This is a genomic window from Alistipes sp. An116, from assembly GCF_002161005.1.
Taxonomy (GTDB): domain Bacteria; phylum Bacteroidota; class Bacteroidia; order Bacteroidales; family Rikenellaceae; genus Alistipes; species Alistipes megaguti.
Genome location: NZ_NFLR01000001.1, coordinates 111,059 through 130,087, shown reverse-complemented (window position 1 = coordinate 130,087; position 19,029 = coordinate 111,059). Strand labels below are relative to the sequence as shown.

The following is a 19,029-nucleotide window of genomic DNA, read 5'->3' as shown; positions in this document are numbered from 1 at the left end:
GTTTTTTATTTCAGGGAGTTCAACCAGCCGGGAACATACCCCAGACGCTTGTGCAACTGCGCCTCGTAGAGCGACTGCGGCTCGACGGCCTGTCCGTTGCTCTCGAGGTATTCGAGCTGTTTTTCGTCGTTTTCGTCCGTCAGTGCGAAGTTCACCTCTCCGCCGTGGAACCCCACGATGATCGGAGGCATGATCTTCCACCAGTCGTTGGCTGTCAGCCACCATTTGAAGACGCTGGAGCCGAAATCATGCTTGACTTTCGTCGCATTGAAATTCCAGATCGTCAGATCGCGCAGGTGGTTCGGGACATTCGACACGTCGCCGCCGAAGCGCCACTGCACGAAACCTCCCGTACAACGGTCAACCAGCGTGGCGCGCGGCTGTTTGGAGTGGGACTCAAACAGAGCGTCGTCGCCCCACGTATTGTTCCACAACACGGTGCCCATCGACTGGTTCGACACACCCGTGGCATGATATTGACCGGCCGTCTCCAGAAACGAACTGCCCGGCAGACCGCTCGACGTCGTGCATTCATAACCGCTCGTACGGTCGATGACCTTGCCGATGAAGACGCGCGACGAACCCTGCGACCGCACGGACGAATGGCCGCGGTTCCCCGAGATGACAATGTCGTAGGCCGAACAGTTGGCCGTCGACGAGAAGGTCAGCGCCTCGCTCACATTCGCGAAGTCCACGCGCCGCACCCACGAATTGGTCAAACGCATCATGTTGAGCGGTTTGAAGGCTCCGTCGTCCTCCCACGACACGTGATGACCGAAATTCTCCTTGGCATCGCCCACGAACGTCAGGTCCTCGATGCCGACATTCTCATAGTGCGGGAATTCGCGGATCTCCCAGCCGTACCGAGCCTCAACCTCGTGCATGATCGGCTCGCAGAACGTGACCGTATTTCCGCTGACCGACTTCACCTGATGGTAGTCATAGACGCAGATCGTCTGGATATCGGTCATGGCCGGTTTGTCCACGGTCTTCGGAGCCAGCTCCTTGGCCACCAGCTCCGCATTCTTGCTCTGCAGATAGAGCATCACCCAGTCGCCGGACGAGATGCCGGCCGTCGAGCCGACCTCCACCGAGAAGGCGCCCTTCGCCGCATCCCCCGTGACCGAGGTCAGCGCCGAATAGCTGTCGCCGATGCGCGAACTGTTGTTCTTGATGTTGAGCATCACGGGCGACGACCACATGTCCGTGGTAGCCGGATAGTTCTTCGTCTTCATGATCAGGCGCGTCTTGTCACGCCCCGCTCCCTTGATGATGAAGTTGCCGCCCAGGATGATGATGTCCGAACTCGAATATTCCGCCACGACTTTGCCCGAATCGTCATAAAGCGGCGTGTCTCGTTTTTCATCGTCCGATTCGTCGTGCAACACATAGTCGCCCTCGGGGAAGTAGATGATCGCATTGGCTGACGCATTGGCCAGATTGCTGCCCGTATTGCTCTGACCCGTCAGTTTGAGCGATTTCAACAGGGCGATGAAGGCCTCCCGCGACGAGGTTTGCCCCGTGGGGTCCAGCCCGTATTTGGTCACGTCGTAGACCGTGTAGCCCAGTCCCCAGACATCGGGAGGAGCCACTTCGCCGTGTTTGTAACCGGCATACGAGAAATCGAGCAGTACGTTCTTCGCAGTTCCGGCCTCAAAATTTCGCCACGCCTCGCAGGCGTTGGCATAGAGTTCGTCGGTTAGAAGCTTCAGTTTCAGCGTCGCAATCTTCAGATACCCCTCCTTCGACGTGGCAACCACCGAGAGGGTGAGCGGTTCGCCGGAGGCCGAAGCCGTGGGCGGTGCCGTGACCGTCAGCGTCGTCTCCTCCAGCGTGGCCTTCCACCCCGCAGGGACCTGAAGCATCGCCTCGGCGACGTTCGTCTGCTCGACCTCGAACTGGCGCGTCTCGCCGAGGTGGAAGTTCTCCTCCTCGTTGTCCGTGACGATCGTCAGACCGAAGTTGTCGTAGACGGCAAACGTCCGCGTCTCGCCCGAGACGAGTTCGACGGTCAGAAGGCCCGAGGCCTCGTCGTAGTCGACCCTCTTGAAGACCGAGCTGTAACCGATCGTGACATTTTCTCCGACGGCATTAACGGCCTCACCGTTCTGCCGCAGCGGGTTCCACGAACTTCCGCCGTCGAGGCTTACCTCCCACGTGCCGTCAGCCGAAACGCGCAGTTGCGGCGTACGGCCCACGGCCTCAGTCTGGTGTTCGCCGTCGACCACGGGCCGTGCCGAAACCGGATTGCCGTCGACCTCGATCCGCGAGGGAGTCGAACCTTCGCCCACCGAGACGGTCCAGTAACCCTCGTCGTCGATCCCCAGCACGGGGACCACCGCATCGAGTTTCTCGCCCTCGATGACCGGATAGCTCGAACCGTCGCTCATCTGGATCACATAGCCCTTGTCGTTCGCCTGGACGCCGACCAGAACCTTCGTTCCGGTCACCAGCTGGTGGTAGGCCACGATGCTCGCATTCACATCGCCGACCTTCGTCTCCAGAGCCGCCACACGGTCCCGCAGCGAGTCGATCTCCTCGCGGATCCCGTCGTCCTTCTGACACGACTGCAGCGCAAAGGCCGAAAGCGCTGCAATCCATAAAAAAAGTTTATTCATAGACATCTTCAATTTAGTTTTCCTTATCATAAGGGATCCACTCCGCCAACACGCGCTCTCGATACCAGACATCGTCGTTCTCGCGAAGCAGCACGGCCAGTTCGCCGCACAGCGAGGCGAAGAGCTCGGGGCACGCCTTGGGATCGAGCGGCTGCATCTGGTAGGGATCCCGCACGTCATCGTACAACAGCACCCGCTTCAGCGTCCCGTCGCGGCCGATCGCCAGTTCCATCGTATGTGTGGCAGTCTTCAGCCCCCGGGCCTCGGGGAAGAAGCCGCGGACCATCCCCGCGGAATCGCGCTCGCCGTCGAGGTTGCGCAGATAGAGCGCCGCACGCGGACGTTCGGGCTGCACGGCATCCTGACGCAGCAGGGCCGAAAAGTCGCGTCCCTCGACACTCGCCGGGATGCGGTCGGCAAGCCCCGCCAGACCGAGCAGCGTCGGCATGATGTCGGGCGTCGAGAGCAGCAGATCATCCACCCGGTGGGGGACATGCCCCGGATAGCGCACCAGGAAGGGGATGTTCAGCGACTCGCGCCAGATCGAGTTCTTCGGATCGCTGGTCGAGTGGCTGGTCATCGTCTCGCCGTGGTCCGAGGCAAAGACGACGATCGTATGGTCGGTCAGACCGGCATCGTCCAAAGCCCGGAGCAGCCGTCCGAATTCGCGGTCGATGCCGCTCACGTTGGCAAAGTAGTAGCGGGCCGCGGCAGCCTTGGCCATCGTCGTGTCGGCATTCGGCCGCACAAGCAGCTCCGTCAGCGACTTGTCCTTGTAGAGTTCATAGCCCTCCAGGTCGCAGTCCTCCGTCGAGGCGTAGGGCGAATGGGGCGGATTGATCCCCAGCATCAGAAAGAAGGGCTTTCGGGAATCACGCCGGGAATCCCGGTTTTCAATATACTCGATCGCCTTCGTCACCTCGTGTTGCGGCGACCACTCGTCGACATCGTGCCGGCGTCCCTCCGTATCCCAGTAATGGGGATGCTTGTGGACGTCGTAGGTGCCGTACGAATACCAGTAGTTGAAACCGTGGCGCCGCTCGGGAGGCGTATAGGCATCCCACTCCGGCACGGCGTCGCTCACGTAGGTCCCCGGACGCTGGGGGTTGTTGCGTGTCGGAAAGTCGACGTGCAGTTTGCCGATGTAGGCGCAGTCGTAGCCCGCCGCCGAGAAGACATCGCCGATACACTCGGCATCCTCGCGCAGCGAACTCTCCGGCCGCTCCGACATGCAGTTCAGCACCACGCCGCTCCGCTCGGGATACATCCCCGAAAGGAGCATGCCGCGGTGTGGGCTGCTCAGCGGGCAGTTGCTCACCGCCTCGCTCAGCACCGTGGCCTCGCGCGCAAAGCGGTCGAGGTTGGGCGTCGAGACCGGATCGCCGCACCAGTTCACCTGCGCGGCAAATTCCGGATCGGACCAGAACCCCAGCGAGGAGTTGCGGTACTGATCCGGGAAAACATAGATCACATTGGGGCGCTCGGTCTCCGGCGTCCCCGTACAGGCCGTCAGGGCTAACCCCGCAAACGGAAGTATTCTTCGGACTTGCATCATTTTTCAACTAATTCATGGATTTGAGCGTCACCTCACGCGTCGCCCCCTCGCGGCACGCAAAGGTCACTACCGTACGATCGCCGTCGATCTCGGCCCGGCATCCGTTGTCCGCCTCCTTCAGCGCCCAACACCCCCGGAGCGTCACCTCCAGAAGGGATTCGCCCGAGGGGTTGTCGATCCACTCGCGCGAATAGATGCTCCGCTCGACGCGCTTGCCGTCGGCATCGAACACCTCGTCGCTCGGCCCCTCGTAGAAGCGCAGGTCGGGATCGGACACACTGACCGTCAGCGACTCCTCCCCGCCGCCGATCATCACCAGCGACGGCATCGAAACCCGTTCCAACAACCCTTCGCCGACCTCGCCGCCCCGGAAGAGCGCATAGGCGACGATATCCGTCGGCCGGTCGTGCACGATATGGGCCGTCGAATCGCACCGCAGCACCTCGTAGGGAAGTTCCCCGGCATAACGGACCGCCTCGTCATCCGACGCATGGACCACCATCAGGTATTCGTATCCACAGCCGTCGACCGCACCGCGTCCGTGGTCGATCCACGCCGTGGCGAAGTCGTTCTCGGTCGGGGCGTCGGTCTCCTCGTGCAGCGAATGCTGGTGGCGTTTCCCGACGCAGACCCGCCCCTGCGGAACGATATAGAGGTTGCGCAGATTGTCGCGCAGAACGGCCCCCTCGGAGAGGGTTGTCTCGTAAGGGAAGTCCGTGATCCGTTCGCCGTTGACCTCGATCGCCCCGGCCGGATCCGCCAGCCAGTTCTGGAACAGCGTCGTGTGGACGCCTCCGTCGGCGCGGTTCCCGATGTCGGACCCCAGGCAGACGATGCGGTTGTCGAAGAGGAAGAACGACTTGAGGGCCCGCAGCGAACCGTTGTACTTGTCGTGGTCGTGGAGTTTCATGGCAAAGAGGCCGTCGCGTCCCCCGTGGCTCACGCCGCCGACAAACGCCTCGTCCGACAGGAGCATCTCCTCGTAGCCCGAGAAGGTGTCGACGTTGCGGATATCGGCCTTCATCTGCTCCATCGGAATCTCGAGGGCCGTCGTTCCGGGGATGTGGCACCAGTCCCACCCCTCCTGGCGGAAACCGCTGCCGAAGGCACTCACCGGATCGCCGTCGCCCAACAGCTGCAGGCTTCCGTACGTCAGGTAACGTCCGTAGTGGTTGGCCCCCTGGTAGATCTCCGCCGCCCACAGGTAACGGCTGTGGCCGGCCACCGTGACGAGCCAGTCACCACGCCGGTGCGACAGCGATGCATTGTAGCCGTAGACGTGCGTCCCTTCGGGCGACGGTTCGGCCGTAAAGCCCTGCTCCACGAAAAGACGGGCGTAGGAGTCCGCCGCCGGATTCAGACGCAGATAGGCCGCAGCCAGGTCCGAGTCGATCGGCTCCCGGCCGTCGGGCGAGCCGGCCACGGCCAGCCGCGCGTAGTGCCACGGAACCAGCGCCCCCTTCCCGTCGGGATGACGCCCCGACAGGGCCAGCGGGAACGACCGCAGGTTGCAGTAGAAGCGCATCTCCAGCAGCGCCCGTTTCAGAATCTCGTGGCTCTCCCGACTCACCGCAAAGCGCGTCTTCGACAACAGCCACACGGCATTGACCGCCCCGCCGCTGAAGCCGTCGACGGCATAGGCCGGATAGTGGTGGCGGTGGTGGAAGACCGTGCCGTCGCTCTTGAAGCAGGGGCTCGTCCCCTCGGTAATCTTGTAGCCGTTGTCGACCCAGCGCGAGAAGGCCTCCAGATAGGCCGCCTTCCGCGGTGTGTCGGGCAGCATCACGATGCTCGCCAGACGGCCGATCAGCGACGTATTGAAGGCGTCGATATCCATGCCCGGCGTCGCGGGAGGGAGTTTCACCTCTCCGACCCCCGAGAACCACTCCATGGCCTGCTGCACGTCGTCCGCCAGCCCGGCGCCGCGCAGTACGTCACGCATGAGGACCGGCGCCGTATAGAAGTTGCGCATGCTGTAGCCCAGGTGGTGGAGCGTGCCCTGGGCACTTCCCGCCGCAAAGCCCTGATCCAGCAGATGGCGCGTCAACAGCAGATACATCCGCTCCAGTTCGGCCCGTTCGGCCGGATCGGCGGATGTTTCATGCGCCACGGCAATCTGCAGCAGGAAGTCGTTGCAGCCGCGCAGCAGCTGGTCGTTCGCCGCGTAGAGTTTCGCCACGTCCGGGTGACCCAGATTGATATAGGTCTCGGCATAGCGCACGAACCAGATCGGTTTGCCGCACAGCGTACCGTCCGCATTCTCGCGGATACCGTATTGTTCGAAGTGCCGGCGCAGGGTCTCCAGCGGCAGAGGTTTCTTTCCCTCGAGAAGCAGTTCGCGCAGACGCTCCCCGACCGTCGCCATGTCGCGGACGGTCGCCTCGTCGATTGACTCCGGAACCTCCGGCATCGGATGGCGCCACGACTCCAGCAGCACCAGCCAGTGGTTCGTCGTACCGGCATTGATGAACGGCGCCTGGAAGTCGGCCGTATGGTGCCGTACGTCCTGGAACGAGGAGAGGATCCAGTGGTCGAGAAAGAGTTTGCCCCGCCGGGCCCCCTCGACCGTCACGACCAGTTGATCCATTCCCTCTTCGGGCCGGCCCTGCATGTCGCGGTCGAAAGCTACCCAGGCCCCGCGCCAGCCCGTAAATCCCAGTCCGTAGTCGAACCACGCGCAGGTACGTCCCTGCTTGCGGAACTCGAAGCGCAGACTCCCCTCGACAGCCTCCGGGGCGTAGACCCAGAAGACGAAGGTCGAGACGGAGGTTTCGCGCGGATTGGGATTCTCGGACAGATAACCGATCGGTGCGTCGATGCGCAGCTGCGCACCGCGCTGCGACCACTGCCAGCAGGCCGAATGGCTGCCCAGCTTGTAGTGCTCCGCGGAGAGGGAGAGCGTCGAACCGCGTCCGGCCACCAGCGGCGCCGCAGACTCCTCGAACGAGAGAATCCGCGCGTCAGCCACCTCCCCGGCCGATTGGGCCGAGAGGGTCAGCGACCAGACAACGGCCGCGGCAAGAAGAATCACCCTGCGCATGCGCCCACCTCCTTTCGCATCAGAACAGCGGTTCGCCCGCCTCGACGTGACCCTTGCGGATCAGCGCCTCGAGGAAGTAGTAGTCGGCGTAGTTCAGCGGCACGTCGATGTTGCTGCCGTGCGGGATGCTGCCCACCGAGTGCATCAGCAGGAAGCCGCCGTTCTCTCCCACCGGAGCCCGGTAGGCCGGCGACGAGAGCGACTCGATCATCCGGTCGGCCTTCTCCTTGTAGAGGGCGTTGTTCGTATAGGTATACATCTCGTAGAAGGCCGAAGCCAGAATGGCGGCCGTCGAGGCATCGCGCGGCTCGTTCGGGATGTTCGGCGCGTCGTAGTCCCAGTAGGGAACCAGATCCTCGGGCATGTTCTTGTCGTTGAGCACGAACGAGGCCACCTTCTCCGCGTGGTCCAGATAGCGCTTGTCGCCCGTATAGCGGTAGCAGGTCGTATAACCGTAGACGGCCCACGCCTGTCCGCGCGCCCAGGCCGACTCATCGGCATAGCCCTGCGCCGTGCAGCGTCCCCGGACGTGACCGTCCGTCAGATCGTAGTCCACCACGTGGTAGCAGCTGTAGTCGTCGCGGAAGTGCTCCTTCATCGTGCGGTCGGCATGGCTCACCGCTATATTATAAAAGGTACTGTCACCCGAGAACTCCGTGGCCTTGAACATCAGTTCGAGGTTCATCATGTTGTCGATGATCACCGGGCACTGCCAGCCCCGCTCGCCCTGCCAGCCGCGGTCGGCATCCCACGACTGGATGACGCCCGGCACCTCGCGGAAACGCGTCGCCAGCGACCGGGCCGTCTGCACGATCACCTCCTTGTATCCGGGGATATTCTTCAGCCGAAGGCCGTTTCCGTAGCTGTCGTAGATCATGAAGCCCACGTCGTGGTGCCACTGCAGATACTGGATCGAGTCGAGGATCTCGGTATGCCTGCGTGCCCGGTCGGCCCACGCCTCGTCGCCCGTGAGTTCGTACATGTACCAGAGCGAACCGGCAAAGAAGCCGCTCACCCAGTCATCCGTCGGCACATAGTCGATGCGTCCGTTCTTGTAGGTCGAGGGGATGCGGATCACGCCGCCCGTTTCGCTCGAATCGGCCAGCATGGCGAGCTGTTGTTTGGCTACGGCCACGTTGTCGTCGATGATCGAGGTTGTCTTCGGGGCCTGCGTGCAGGCGATGACTCCTCCGGCAAGCAGCGCGGCAGCCGCGCATCTTGAAATAACAGTCATAAATTCGAATTTACCGATTATATAAAGTTACACATTTGTATGGAAGACAGATTTATCAACCCGCTCCATTCCATTATTTTTTCACTAACCCAACCGCACTTTGTGCACAAAGATAAAATAATTTCCAGACTTACCCTATTTTTTAACATTTTTTTCCAATACTACGTAATTTTTTGTCATTTTCTCTGCCTCAAATTTGGGCAGAACGGATTCTTTCGTTATTTTTGAACAAATTGAATCGCATGAAAAAGACCTTATTATACGGATTATCAGCCGTTTTGACGCTTACAACCATCCTCGGGAGCCTCCCCGTCCACGCCGCCATTGATGCAAAAATCAATTTCGAAACGGGAATCCCCAAGGCCTTCGTCGCCGGAGACAACAGCACCCTCACCCCCAGCACGAAGCACTTCAAGGACGGACAGCAGTCGATGCTCTGGAGCTGGACCGCCCCCTCGACGCTCCAGTACAACGATTTCGGACAGCTCATGCGCTCGTTCCGCGTCAAGAAAGCCGGCATCATGCTCTGGATCTACAACCCCCGGGCCGTCGATGCCGATCTGCACTTCGCCTTCGAAACCCCGACGGGCGAAACCCCCTATTACTTTGATTTTCACCTCGATTTCACCGGATGGCGCGCCTGCTGGATCAAGTACGGCGACATGCCCGGCGACCACTCCTCGCAGCAGATCTCGCGCATGGTGATCTCCACCCCCGAGGGCGTCACGAGCGGCGAACTCTTCCTCGACCGCCTGACCTTCGCCGAGACCAAACTCCACGACCAGATCACCCCCGACCAACAGATCCCCAACAACAACTGCAACCTCAAGCGTTCGCTCTGGCACTGGGCCCGTCTCTGGGAGTGGGAGCAGTACACGTACGACGAGCCGCTGCACGAACTCACCCCCGAAGAGAAGCAGGAGCTCGATCTGGTCAAGTCGCGCATCACCTCGATCGTCGAGGCCAACATGTCGAGCGCCAACTACATCAACGGCACGATCATCCCGCGTGCGCTGAAGACCTTTGCGGCCGCCGGAATCCACCGCACCGACGACGGCGGGATCATCGGCGCCCCGCTGCTCTCGAACGACGAGTGCAACCGCTCGAAGGGCGAACTGCGGCTGGACGACATCGAGAACATGCTCAACGCCTTCGCCCTGAACAGCTACATCAACAACGATCCGAAATACGAGGACGACTTCTTCCTGGTCATGGACCACGCCATCGACCAGGGCTTCGCCTTCGGCCACGGCAACGGCACGAACCACCACTACGGCTACAACGTGCGCAAGATCTACGACGCCATGTGGCTCATGCGCGACCGCATCGCCCAGCGCGGCAAAACCGACGAGTATGTCCGCGTGCTGGCCTACTGGAGCGGACTCTCCGAGACGCGCAAACCCTACGTCTACGGACGTGACGAGCTGCTCGACTCGTGGCACACGCTGCTCATGCCCAAGCTCATCAGCGCCCTGATGCTCCCCACCGAAGCCGAACAGCTGCGCGCCATGAAGGGGCTCTCGCGCTGGCTGTCCGGGAGTCTGGACTTCACCCCGGGCACCATCGGCGGCATCAAGGTCGACGGCACCACCTTCCACCACGGCGGCCTCTACCCCGCCTACTCGACCGGCGCCTTCGCCGCCATCGGGTACTACTGCAAGGCGGTCCGCGGCACCGAATTCAACCTCACGGAACAGGGCCGCAAGTGCTTCAAGCTGGCGCTGATGACCATGGCCAACTACACCAACCTGCGCGACTGGGGTATCGGTATCGCCGGCCGTCACCCGCTGAACAAGAACGGCCGCATCCCCGATGCCGATGTCAACGCCTTCGGCTATCTGGCCGCCCTGGGCGACCTGACCGGCAGCGGCAAGACCGTCGATCCGGAACTGGCCGGCGCCTACCTGCGTCTGAAAGGCACCGACAAGGAGCTCAACAGCCTCTTCAAGAAGGAGGGGATCGAGACCGGGCCCACCCCTTCGGGCTTCTTCGTCTACAACTACGGCGCCCTGGGCATCCACCGCCGCGCCGACTGGATGGTCACCCTCAAGGCCTTCAACACGGATGTCTGGGGCTCGGAGATCTACACCCGCGACAACCGCTACGGCCGCTATCAGAGCTACGGCACGGCGCCGATCATCGGCTCGGGCAACCCCGTGACGGCCTTCGACAGCGGATTCAAACAGGAGGGCTGGGACTGGAACCGCGTGCCCGGCGCCACCACCATCCACCTGCCGTGGGCCGAACTGAACAGCCCGCTCCCCGGCACGCTCATGGAGCGCAACCCCAACCGGTTCTCGGGCGCCTCGTCGCTCGAGGGGCAAAACGGCATTCTGGTACTGCATCTCACGGAGGGCAACCGCAAGAACTTCACCCCCGGCGCCACGGCCTACAAGACGGTCTTCTGCTTCGACAACCGGATGGTCTTCCTCGGCAGCGGCATCGACAACAACAATACGTCGTACCCCACCGAAACCACCCTCTTCCAGCTCAACATGGAGGATCGCGGCGAAGCGCTGGAGGTCGACGGCCAGATCTACGACACCTTCCCGCTCCAACTCTCGAAGAGCGGTGAACGCGTGGTGATCTCCGACACGAAGGGCAACTTCTACGTGGTGAAGGACGTCGCCGTGCTGAACATCGCCAAGCAGGAGCAGTCCTCGCCCAACGACAAGACCCACGCCATGCAGACCGGCGACTTCGCCTCGGCATGGATCGACCACGGCCGCGCCCCGAAACAGGCCGGATACGAATACGTCGTCTACATCCAGCCCTCGAACAAGGAGATCAACCGCCTGCTCAAGAAGGACGAATACGAGGTGCTGCGAAAAGACAATGCGGCCCACGTGGTGAAGGACCTGCAGACGGGAATCACCGGATATGTCTGCTTCGAGGAGTACCGGGGCGACGGTCTGCTCCGCGAGGTGACCGACCAGACGATCGTCATGGAGCGCACGACGCCCGAAGGCGAGGTCGTCATGAGCGTCTGCACGCCCGATCTGGGAATCACCGAAAAGAGCTACACCACGCGTCAGGAGAGCCAGCCCATCGAAAAGCAGCTGCTGCTGAGCGGGACCTGGGAACTCACGGCTCCGGCCGCCGGCGTCGAATTGACCCCCGAGGCCGACGCCACCCGGCTCAAGGTCACCTGCCGGCACGGGCAGCCCGTGGAGTTCCACCTGAAGAAGAAATAACCCCATTTACCCCACAACCTACCAGAATCATTTATGAAAAAAGCACTCAAACGAACGGCCGCAGCGTGTCTGCTGACCCTGTCGATCCTGCTGAGCGGTGAGGCTTTCGCACAGAACAACGTGGTCGGACGAGTGGTCGACTCGAACAACGTCCCGTTGATCGGTGTCAACGTCGTGGTCAAAGGGACCACCACCGGCACCACCACCGGCGTCGACGGAAACTACGCGATCAAGGTCGCCGAAAACCAGACGCTGGTCTTTTCCTACCTCGGATATACGACCGTCGAGGAGATGGTCGGCAAACGAACGGCCATCAACGTCAAGATGACGGAAGAGGCCACACAGCTGGGGGCCGTCGAGATCGTCAACATCGGTTACGGCACCACCACGCGCCGTGACCTGACGGGTTCGGTGGCCAAGGCCGACCTGGGTACCATGATGAAGGCCAACGTCACGAGCTTCGACCAGGCCCTGGGCGGACGCATCGCCGGCGTGGTCGTCACCACGGACGACGGTTCGCTGGGCGCCGAGGCCAACATCACCATCCGCGGAAACAACTCCCTCACGCAGAGCAACGCCCCGCTCTACATCATCGACGGATTCCCCTCCGAAGGGTCGTTCGCCACGTCGATCAACCCCGCCGACATCGAGTCGATCGACGTGCTGAAGGATGCCTCCGCAACGGCCATCTACGGTGCGCGCGGCGCCAACGGCGTCATCGTCATCAACACCAAACGCGGCAAGGAGGGCAAACCCACCGTCAACTTCAGCGCCTCGTTCTCGATGAGCCACATCGCCAACAAGATCGACCTGATGGACGGCTACGAGTTCGTCCGCCTGCAGGACGAGCTGGTCAGCCCCACCTCGATGGAGAGCTCCTACTACAGCTACAGCGAGGAGCTGGGCCGCAACCTCACCCTCGACGACTACCGCAACATCCCCGGCATCGACTGGCAGGACGAACTCTACCGCACGGCCTTCCAGCAGAACTACAACGTCTCGCTCTCGGGCGGAACCAAGGAGGGTCTGCGCTACAATGTCGGATTCTCGGCCCTGGACCAGGACGGTATCATCATCCGCTCGAACTTCCAGCGCTATCAGGGCAAGGCCAACTTCACGCTCCCGATCACCAAGAAACTCTCGCTGAACGCCAACGTCAACTACTCGCGCACGGCCACCAACGGCGTGAACCCCACCACGGCCGAAACCACCTCCTCGTCGTCGGGCTGGCTGATGTATTCGGTCTGGGGCTACCGTCCCGTAGGCAAGCCCGGGCAGGATCTGCTCAACACGATCATCGACGAGTCGGTCGACGGGTCGAACGACTACCGCTTCAACCCGGTCAAGACCGCCCAGAACGAGTACCGCAAGACGCTGGTCGACTACCTCAACTCGAACATCGCCCTGACGTGGAAGATCACCCCCGAGCTGACCTTCAAGACCACGGGCGGCTATGTGCTCAACAAGCGCCGCCGCGAAGAGTTCAACGGCACGGAGACCTACACGGGATACCCCGGCTCGCCGAGCGGAAAAGGGGTCAACGGAGCCATCTACTGGACCGACCAGACCAGCTGGACGAATGAAAACACGCTCAACTACAAGCGCCGCTTCGGCCGCAACCACAACGTCGACATGATGGTCGGACTCTCGCTGCAGGGCCAGAACAATACCTACGAGGGAATCTCCTCGACGCAGATCACCTCCGAGGAGCTCGGCATCGCCGGCATCTACACCGGAAGCTATCAGAGCGTGCCGAGCAACTACTACGACTGGCGGATGATGTCGATGTTCCTGCGCGCGAACTACAACTTCCGCTACAAGTACTATCTGACCTTCTCGTTCCGCGCCGACGGATCGTCGAAATTCCCCGCCGGCAACCGCTGGGGCTACTTCCCCTCGGTGGGCGCCTCGTGGAACTTCAACCGCGAGAACCTCTTCAAGAAATCCGACTGGCTCACGAACGGAAAACTCCGCTTCTCGTGGGGTCTGACGGGTAACAACCGCACCCAGACCCCCTACGACTTCTATTCGCAGATCACCGTCACGCCGGGTTCGGGCGATTCGTTCGACTACGTCTTCGACGGCAAGCGCGTCCCGGGCTACTACTTCTCGAACATGGCCAACGACCGCCTCAAGTGGGAGACCACCGAGCAGTGGAACGTCGGCATCGACCTGGGATTCTTCGACGACCGCCTCAAGGTGACGGCCGACTGGTATGACAAGGTGACGCGCGACCTGCTGCTCTACGCCCTGCTGCCCGCCACGAGCGGCTACGAACAGGGCATGCTCAACATCGGCAAGATCCGCAACCGCGGATTCGAGTTCACGCTCGAAACGGTCAACATCAAGACGCGTCAGTTCCAGTGGTCGACCTCTTTCAACATCGCCTTCAACCGCAACCGCATCCTGGCGCTGGTCGACAACCAGAACACGCTGCAGACCTCCGTCACCTGGGAGACCCACTTCAACTCGCAGTTCCCCTACATCTCGCAGGTGAACAAACCCACGGGCATGATGTACGGCTTCATCTACGACGGAACCTACAAGCCCGAGGATTTCGACGCCGCCGGCAATCTGAAGAGCGGTATCCCCGCCTACAAGGGCAACAAGATGCAGCCCGGCGACATGAAATACCGCGACATGAACGGCGACGGAAAGATCGACGACTACGACCGTACGATCATCGGCTGTGGCCAGCCCCTCCATACGGGCGGCTTCAGCAACAACTTCACCTGGAAGAACTTCGACCTGAACATCTTCTTCTCGTGGAGCTACGGCAACGACATTCTCAACGCCAACCGGCTGATCTTCGAGTCGGGCTGGAAATCCCAGACCAACCAGCTGGCCTCGTATGCCAACCGCTGGACCCCGTCGAACCCGACCTCCGACACTCCGCGCGCAGCCGCTACGGGCAGCGAGGAGTATTCGTCGCGCGTGATCGAGGACGGTTCGTTCCTGCGGCTGAAAAACGTCTCGCTCGGATACTCCATCCCGAGCCGCCAGTTGCGCAAGGCCGGCATCAGCTCGCTGCGCCTCTACGTCTCGGCCGACAACATCTGGACCTGGACCAACTACAGCGGTCCCGACCCCGAGGTCTCGACCCGCAACTCGGTGCTTACGCCCGGGTTCGACTGGTCGGCCTATCCCCGTGCCTACGGGTTCACGGCCGGTGTAAACATCACGTTCTAACGTCCAAAAGCACCATCTCGTCATGAAAATGAAAAACATATACCGATTGGGGACCCTGGCGCTCTTCGGCACGGCTCTCTCGGCCTGCTCGTTCCTCGACACTGACCCGCAGATCATCCCCGCAGAGAACTATTACACCTCCGAGACCAAACTCCAGTACGGTCTGGCGGGTGTCTACGGCCCGCTGAGCAGCGAGGAGCTCTACGGAAACTACTATTCGCTGCAGATCAGCAACGCCGACGACCTCTGCTACTTCAACAACTACAACAACATCGACACCCGCCCCGACCGCTACAACCATACGGCCGGAACAGCCGTCATCTACGACGCCTGGCTCAAACTCTATCAGGGCATCAAGAATGCCAACGAGTACATCAAGGGCGTCGAGGCCTCGCAGATCGACCCCGAGGATCTCTCGACACCGAAAAGCCGATACGTGGCCGAAGCCCGGTTCCTGCGGGCCTATTACCACTTCCTGCTGGCCCAGGCCTGGGGCGACGTGCCCCTGCGCGTGGAGGCGGCCACCTCGCCCAACCCCAATGACGTGCAGCTGGCCGCAACACCCCAGGAGCAGGTGCTCAAATGGTGCGTGGACGAGATCGAGGCCGTCGTCGGCGATCTCGATCCGGAGGTCGACCAAACCCCCTCGCGCGTCAGCCAGACCGTGGCCGAAGGCATTCTGGCCCGCATCTACCTCTTCATGGCCGGCGAATCCGTAGCCGAGGTGGAGGGACTCTCCAAAACGGAGATGTACAAGAAGGCCGCCGACTGGGCCTACGAGGTGATCAAATCGGGCAAGCACCACCTCAATACGAATTACGAACAGGTCTTCATCAACATGATCCAGGACAAGTACGACACGGAGTATCACGAGTCGATGTGGGAGGCCGAGTTCCTCGGTGACCGCACCAGTGCGGACAAGTGGACCAACGGCCGCATCGGCGACCTGATCGGTCTGAAATCGCAGTCGACCAACACCAACTACTCGGAGTGGGCCTGCAACTACTCCTACGGCTTCTACAACGGTTCGTACACCCTTTGGCAGCTCTACTCGGAGACCGACCGCGTGGAGAGCGACCTGAGCCCGGAGGACGACGAGAACAACATCGCCGGAAAGATGGTCATCGACCGGCGCCGGATCTGGAACCTCCCGGGATACAACTTCCAGGGCTACAGCGGTTCGGACGCGACCGGCGGCCGCAAAATCGAGTATACGGTCAACAACGATAAGAAGGCGGGAATCCTGCTGCAAACCCGCAGCATGTACCGTACACCGTGGAACTACAACAATATCTTCGCCATGCGTACGATCGAGGGTCTCGAGGAGGTCGAAGGCAAGTTCGACCTGAACGACCTGGTCTACGAACCCGACGTGATGTGCGCCATCCGCAATGCGGGCAAGTGGCGCCGTGAAACCCTCTACGAAAACCAGATGTCGGCCAAGAGCCTCTACACGACGATCAACTTCCCGCTGCTGCGCTACTCGGACGTGCTGCTGATGTATGCCGAGGCGGTCAACGAGTACAACGGCGCCCCCGACGACATCGCCAAGGAGGCCATCCGCGAGATCCGCACCCGGGCCGGCATCCAGACCAACGAAAACCAGCTGAACGACCCGCAGTCGTTCCGCGAACTGGTGCGCAACGAGCGCGGACGTGAACTGGTCTTCGAGGGACTGCGCAAATACGACCTGATCCGCTGGGGCATCTTCGTCGATCGGATGCATCAGGCCGGCACCAACATCCCGGCGGAAAACAAATACCGCAACGTCTCCTACACCGACTATGCGGCCTCGACCTATGCCAACGTCTCCGAACGGCACATCTACCTGCCGATCCCGACCAAGGAACTGGCCGTCAACCACGCCCTCACGCAGAATCCCTTATGGTAAAACGCACAACAGCAGCGCATACGATGAAAACAAAACCGATCACATATCTGGCCGCGGCTCTCGCCCTCGCGGTTGCAGGAAGTTCGTGCGACCACGACGAAATCTACGAACCGCTGGACTTTGCCGTGCGGCTCGCCCCGACGAACACCTACCGCGTCGGCGAACCCGTCGTCTTCAACTTCGAAGGCAACGCCGACTACATCACCTTCTGGAGCGGCGACGTCGGCCACGAATACCGCTACCGCGACCGTACGACCATGCCCAAATCGGAGCTCGAAACCTGTCAACTGACCTTCTCCCTGTCACGCCGTTCGGGCTCAAACACGGGAGACGTCCAGGTCTACGCATCGGACCGCTTCGAGGGACTCGCGGGAGACAATGCCGCAACCGACAAAGCCACAATCGAAGCCATCGAAGCCGGCAACTTCGCCGACTGGACCCGCCTGGAGGTCAATGAAGAGAGCAAAAGCGGCCAGTGGGGCACCACCACCTGCAACCTGCTCGACGTCGACGGCAACGGCACCGCCCTGACCGACAACTTCACACTGCTGATCCGCTGGCACCCCAAGGATGTCACCGCCCAGCGAAACTACTACATCAACACGTCACTGGAGGTCAAGTTCAAAAACCGCGAATCGACGTCGCTGAGCTACACGGATCTGCAGTTCGTCAACTTCAATATGGCCAACGAAATGGCCGGCAAAGAGTACGATACCTACTCGACAGGTTCGAAGATCGGATACCTGCAGTACGGTCAGAATGCCGGCAACATCATCCTGAACGCCATCGAATCGGGAACGATGTGTCCGTATCTGATCGACACGTGGATATTCTCGACGCCAATGTCCCTTAACCTTACCTCTCCCGATACGGGCCTGAGCATCAAGGGCGTCACGGACGACGTGAAGAGCTACTCGTACACCTACGACAAGCCCGGTACCTATACGGTCACCTTCGTCGTCGCCAATGGCAACTACCAGGGCGAATCCGGGATTCAGACCTATGAGGTGACCTTCACCGTTATTGACCCTATCGAATAACGCAACCCATTCGAAATGAAGTCTCAAAGCCTGCTTTTTTCTCCTCGGAAAGCAGGCTTTTTTGCTTTGCCGGGTTGCATATGTGCGTTATTTTGAATATCTTTGGAGTGCTTAGGGAGCAGTTCCCGAATTTTATCTGAAACCGAAACGACCACCGCCTTATGAAAGCCGCATTGCAAGACATAGCATCGCATTTCGCCCTGCAGGGGCCGATCGACTCGATCGACTCGCTGGGCGACGGATTCATCAACGACACCTTCCTCATCCGGACCGCCGGCAATGCCCCGGACTACATCCTCCAACGCAAGAACAAAAGCATCTTCCCCGATGTGCCGGGCATGATGGAGAACATCCGCAAGGTGACGGAACACATCCGCCGCAGGGTCATTGCCGAAGGCGGCGACCCGATGCGCGAGGCGATGACCGTCGTCCCGACCCGCGACGGAAAACTCTACTACGTCGATCCCGAGGGCGAATACTGGGCCGTCACGGTCTATATCGCCGACACGGTGGCCTACAACAAGGCCGACTCTCCGGAACTCGCCCGCAAGGGCGGCGAGGGGATCGGCAAGTTCCAGGCCCAGCTGGCCGACTTTACGGAGCCGCTCGTCGAGACGATCCCCGGCTTCCACAACATCCGCTACCGCTTCGTGCAGTGGGACGAGGCGCTGAAACGCAATGCCGCCGGACGGGTGAAAGACCTTGCGACGGAGATCGGATGGATCGAGTCGCGCCGCGCGGAGATGCTCGATTTCTGGAAGCTGGTCGAGGATGGTACGATTCCCACCCGCGTCACCCACAACGACACGAAGATCAACAACATCCTCTTCGACAAGCAGGGACGCGTCCTGTGCGCCATCGACCTGGATACGGTGATGAACTCCACGTCGCTCAACGACTTCGGCGACGCCATCCGCTCCTACACCAATACGGGCGACGAGGACGACCGCAACCTCTCACGCGTCGGCATGTCGATCGAGATGTTCCGCGCCTACACCGAAGGCTATCTCTCGCAGCGGGCCCGCCAGCTCACCCAGTCGGAGATCGACCACCTGGCCTTCTCGGCCCGGTACATCACCTACGAACAGGTGCTGCGCTTCCTGATGGACTACATCGACGGCGACCTCTACTACAAGATCAAATACCCGGAACACAACCTCGTGCGCACGCACGCCCAATACAAACTCCTGCAAAGCATGGAGGAGCAATACCCCGAGATGTGCCGCATCGTCCGCGAAACGGTCGCCAAATACAACTGACAAACCACT

The 19,029-nt window shown here is 61.1% G+C and carries 9 protein-coding genes; 5 read left to right on the top strand and 4 right to left on the bottom strand.

Annotated features, from left to right (window positions below; all coding sequences use genetic code 11):
* Positions 1-5 precede the first annotated feature (5 nt).
* Genes B5E60_RS00515 through B5E60_RS00500 form a run of 4 tightly spaced genes read right to left on the bottom strand, consistent with a single transcriptional unit; the run spans position 6 to position 8,447 of the window.
* The gene (locus B5E60_RS00515) at positions 6-2,618 is read right to left on the bottom strand and encodes a DUF4955 domain-containing protein (RefSeq protein WP_162611575.1); all 2,613 of its coding nucleotides are present in this window, start codon (positions 2,616-2,618) and stop codon (positions 6-8) included.
* Between the two features lie 13 nt (positions 2,619-2,631).
* On the bottom strand, positions 2,632-4,170 hold the full coding sequence (locus B5E60_RS00510; RefSeq protein WP_162611574.1) for a sulfatase family protein: 1,539 nt from the start codon (positions 4,168-4,170) through the stop codon (positions 2,632-2,634).
* A 10-nt stretch (positions 4,171-4,180) separates the two neighbouring features.
* Complete coding sequence (locus B5E60_RS00505; protein ID WP_087308931.1) at positions 4,181-7,213, bottom strand: chondroitinase family polysaccharide lyase; 3,033 nt, start codon at positions 7,211-7,213, stop codon at positions 4,181-4,183.
* 19 nt (positions 7,214-7,232) lie between these two features.
* Positions 7,233-8,447: a glycoside hydrolase family 88 protein gene (locus B5E60_RS00500; protein ID WP_087308930.1), complete on the bottom strand. Its 1,215-nt coding sequence runs from the start codon at positions 8,445-8,447 to the stop codon at positions 7,233-7,235.
* A gap of 242 nt (positions 8,448-8,689) precedes the next feature.
* On the opposite strand from B5E60_RS00500, the gene B5E60_RS00490 reads away from it, so the two are divergent.
* From B5E60_RS00490 to B5E60_RS00470, 5 genes are all read left to right on the top strand, one after another.
* Positions 8,690-11,641 (top strand): chondroitinase family polysaccharide lyase, encoded by a 2,952-nt coding sequence (locus B5E60_RS00490; protein WP_143260598.1) that lies wholly within the window; start codon positions 8,690-8,692, stop codon positions 11,639-11,641.
* Positions 11,642-11,674: 33 nt separating this feature from the next.
* Positions 11,675-14,830, top strand: a complete 3,156-nt coding sequence (locus B5E60_RS00485) for a SusC/RagA family TonB-linked outer membrane protein (RefSeq protein WP_087308927.1) — start codon at positions 11,675-11,677, stop codon at positions 14,828-14,830.
* A gap of 22 nt (positions 14,831-14,852) precedes the next feature.
* Positions 14,853-16,721: a RagB/SusD family nutrient uptake outer membrane protein gene (locus tag B5E60_RS00480; protein WP_087308926.1), complete on the top strand. Its 1,869-nt coding sequence runs from the start codon at positions 14,853-14,855 to the stop codon at positions 16,719-16,721.
* A 23-nt stretch (positions 16,722-16,744) separates the two neighbouring features.
* Positions 16,745-17,761: a DUF5017 domain-containing protein gene (locus tag B5E60_RS00475; protein ID WP_162611573.1), complete on the top strand. Its 1,017-nt coding sequence runs from the start codon at positions 16,745-16,747 to the stop codon at positions 17,759-17,761.
* A gap of 161 nt (positions 17,762-17,922) precedes the next feature.
* Complete coding sequence (locus B5E60_RS00470; protein ID WP_087308924.1) at positions 17,923-19,020, top strand: phosphotransferase enzyme family protein; 1,098 nt, start codon at positions 17,923-17,925, stop codon at positions 19,018-19,020.
* The last annotated feature ends 9 nt before the right edge of the window (positions 19,021-19,029 follow it).

Bases quoted from the DNA above. Each gene is read 5' to 3' on its own strand.
- B5E60_RS00515 (WP_162611575.1), bottom strand. From the start codon at position 2,618: ATGAATAAACTTTTTTTATGGATTGCAGCGCTTTCGGCCTTTGCGCTG.
- B5E60_RS00510 (WP_162611574.1), bottom strand. From the start codon at position 4,170: ATGCAAGTCCGAAGAATACTTCCGTTTGCGGGGTTAGCCCTGACGGCC.
- B5E60_RS00505 (WP_087308931.1), bottom strand. From the start codon at position 7,213: ATGCGCAGGGTGATTCTTCTTGCCGCGGCCGTTGTCTGGTCGCTGACC.
- B5E60_RS00500 (WP_087308930.1), bottom strand. From the start codon at position 8,447: ATGACTGTTATTTCAAGATGCGCGGCTGCCGCGCTGCTTGCCGGAGGA.
- B5E60_RS00490 (WP_143260598.1), top strand. From the start codon at position 8,690: ATGAAAAAGACCTTATTATACGGATTATCAGCCGTTTTGACGCTTACA.
- B5E60_RS00485 (WP_087308927.1), top strand. From the start codon at position 11,675: ATGAAAAAAGCACTCAAACGAACGGCCGCAGCGTGTCTGCTGACCCTG.
- B5E60_RS00480 (WP_087308926.1), top strand. From the start codon at position 14,853: ATGAAAATGAAAAACATATACCGATTGGGGACCCTGGCGCTCTTCGGC.
- B5E60_RS00475 (WP_162611573.1), top strand. From the start codon at position 16,745: ATGAAAACAAAACCGATCACATATCTGGCCGCGGCTCTCGCCCTCGCG.
- B5E60_RS00470 (WP_087308924.1), top strand. From the start codon at position 17,923: ATGAAAGCCGCATTGCAAGACATAGCATCGCATTTCGCCCTGCAGGGG.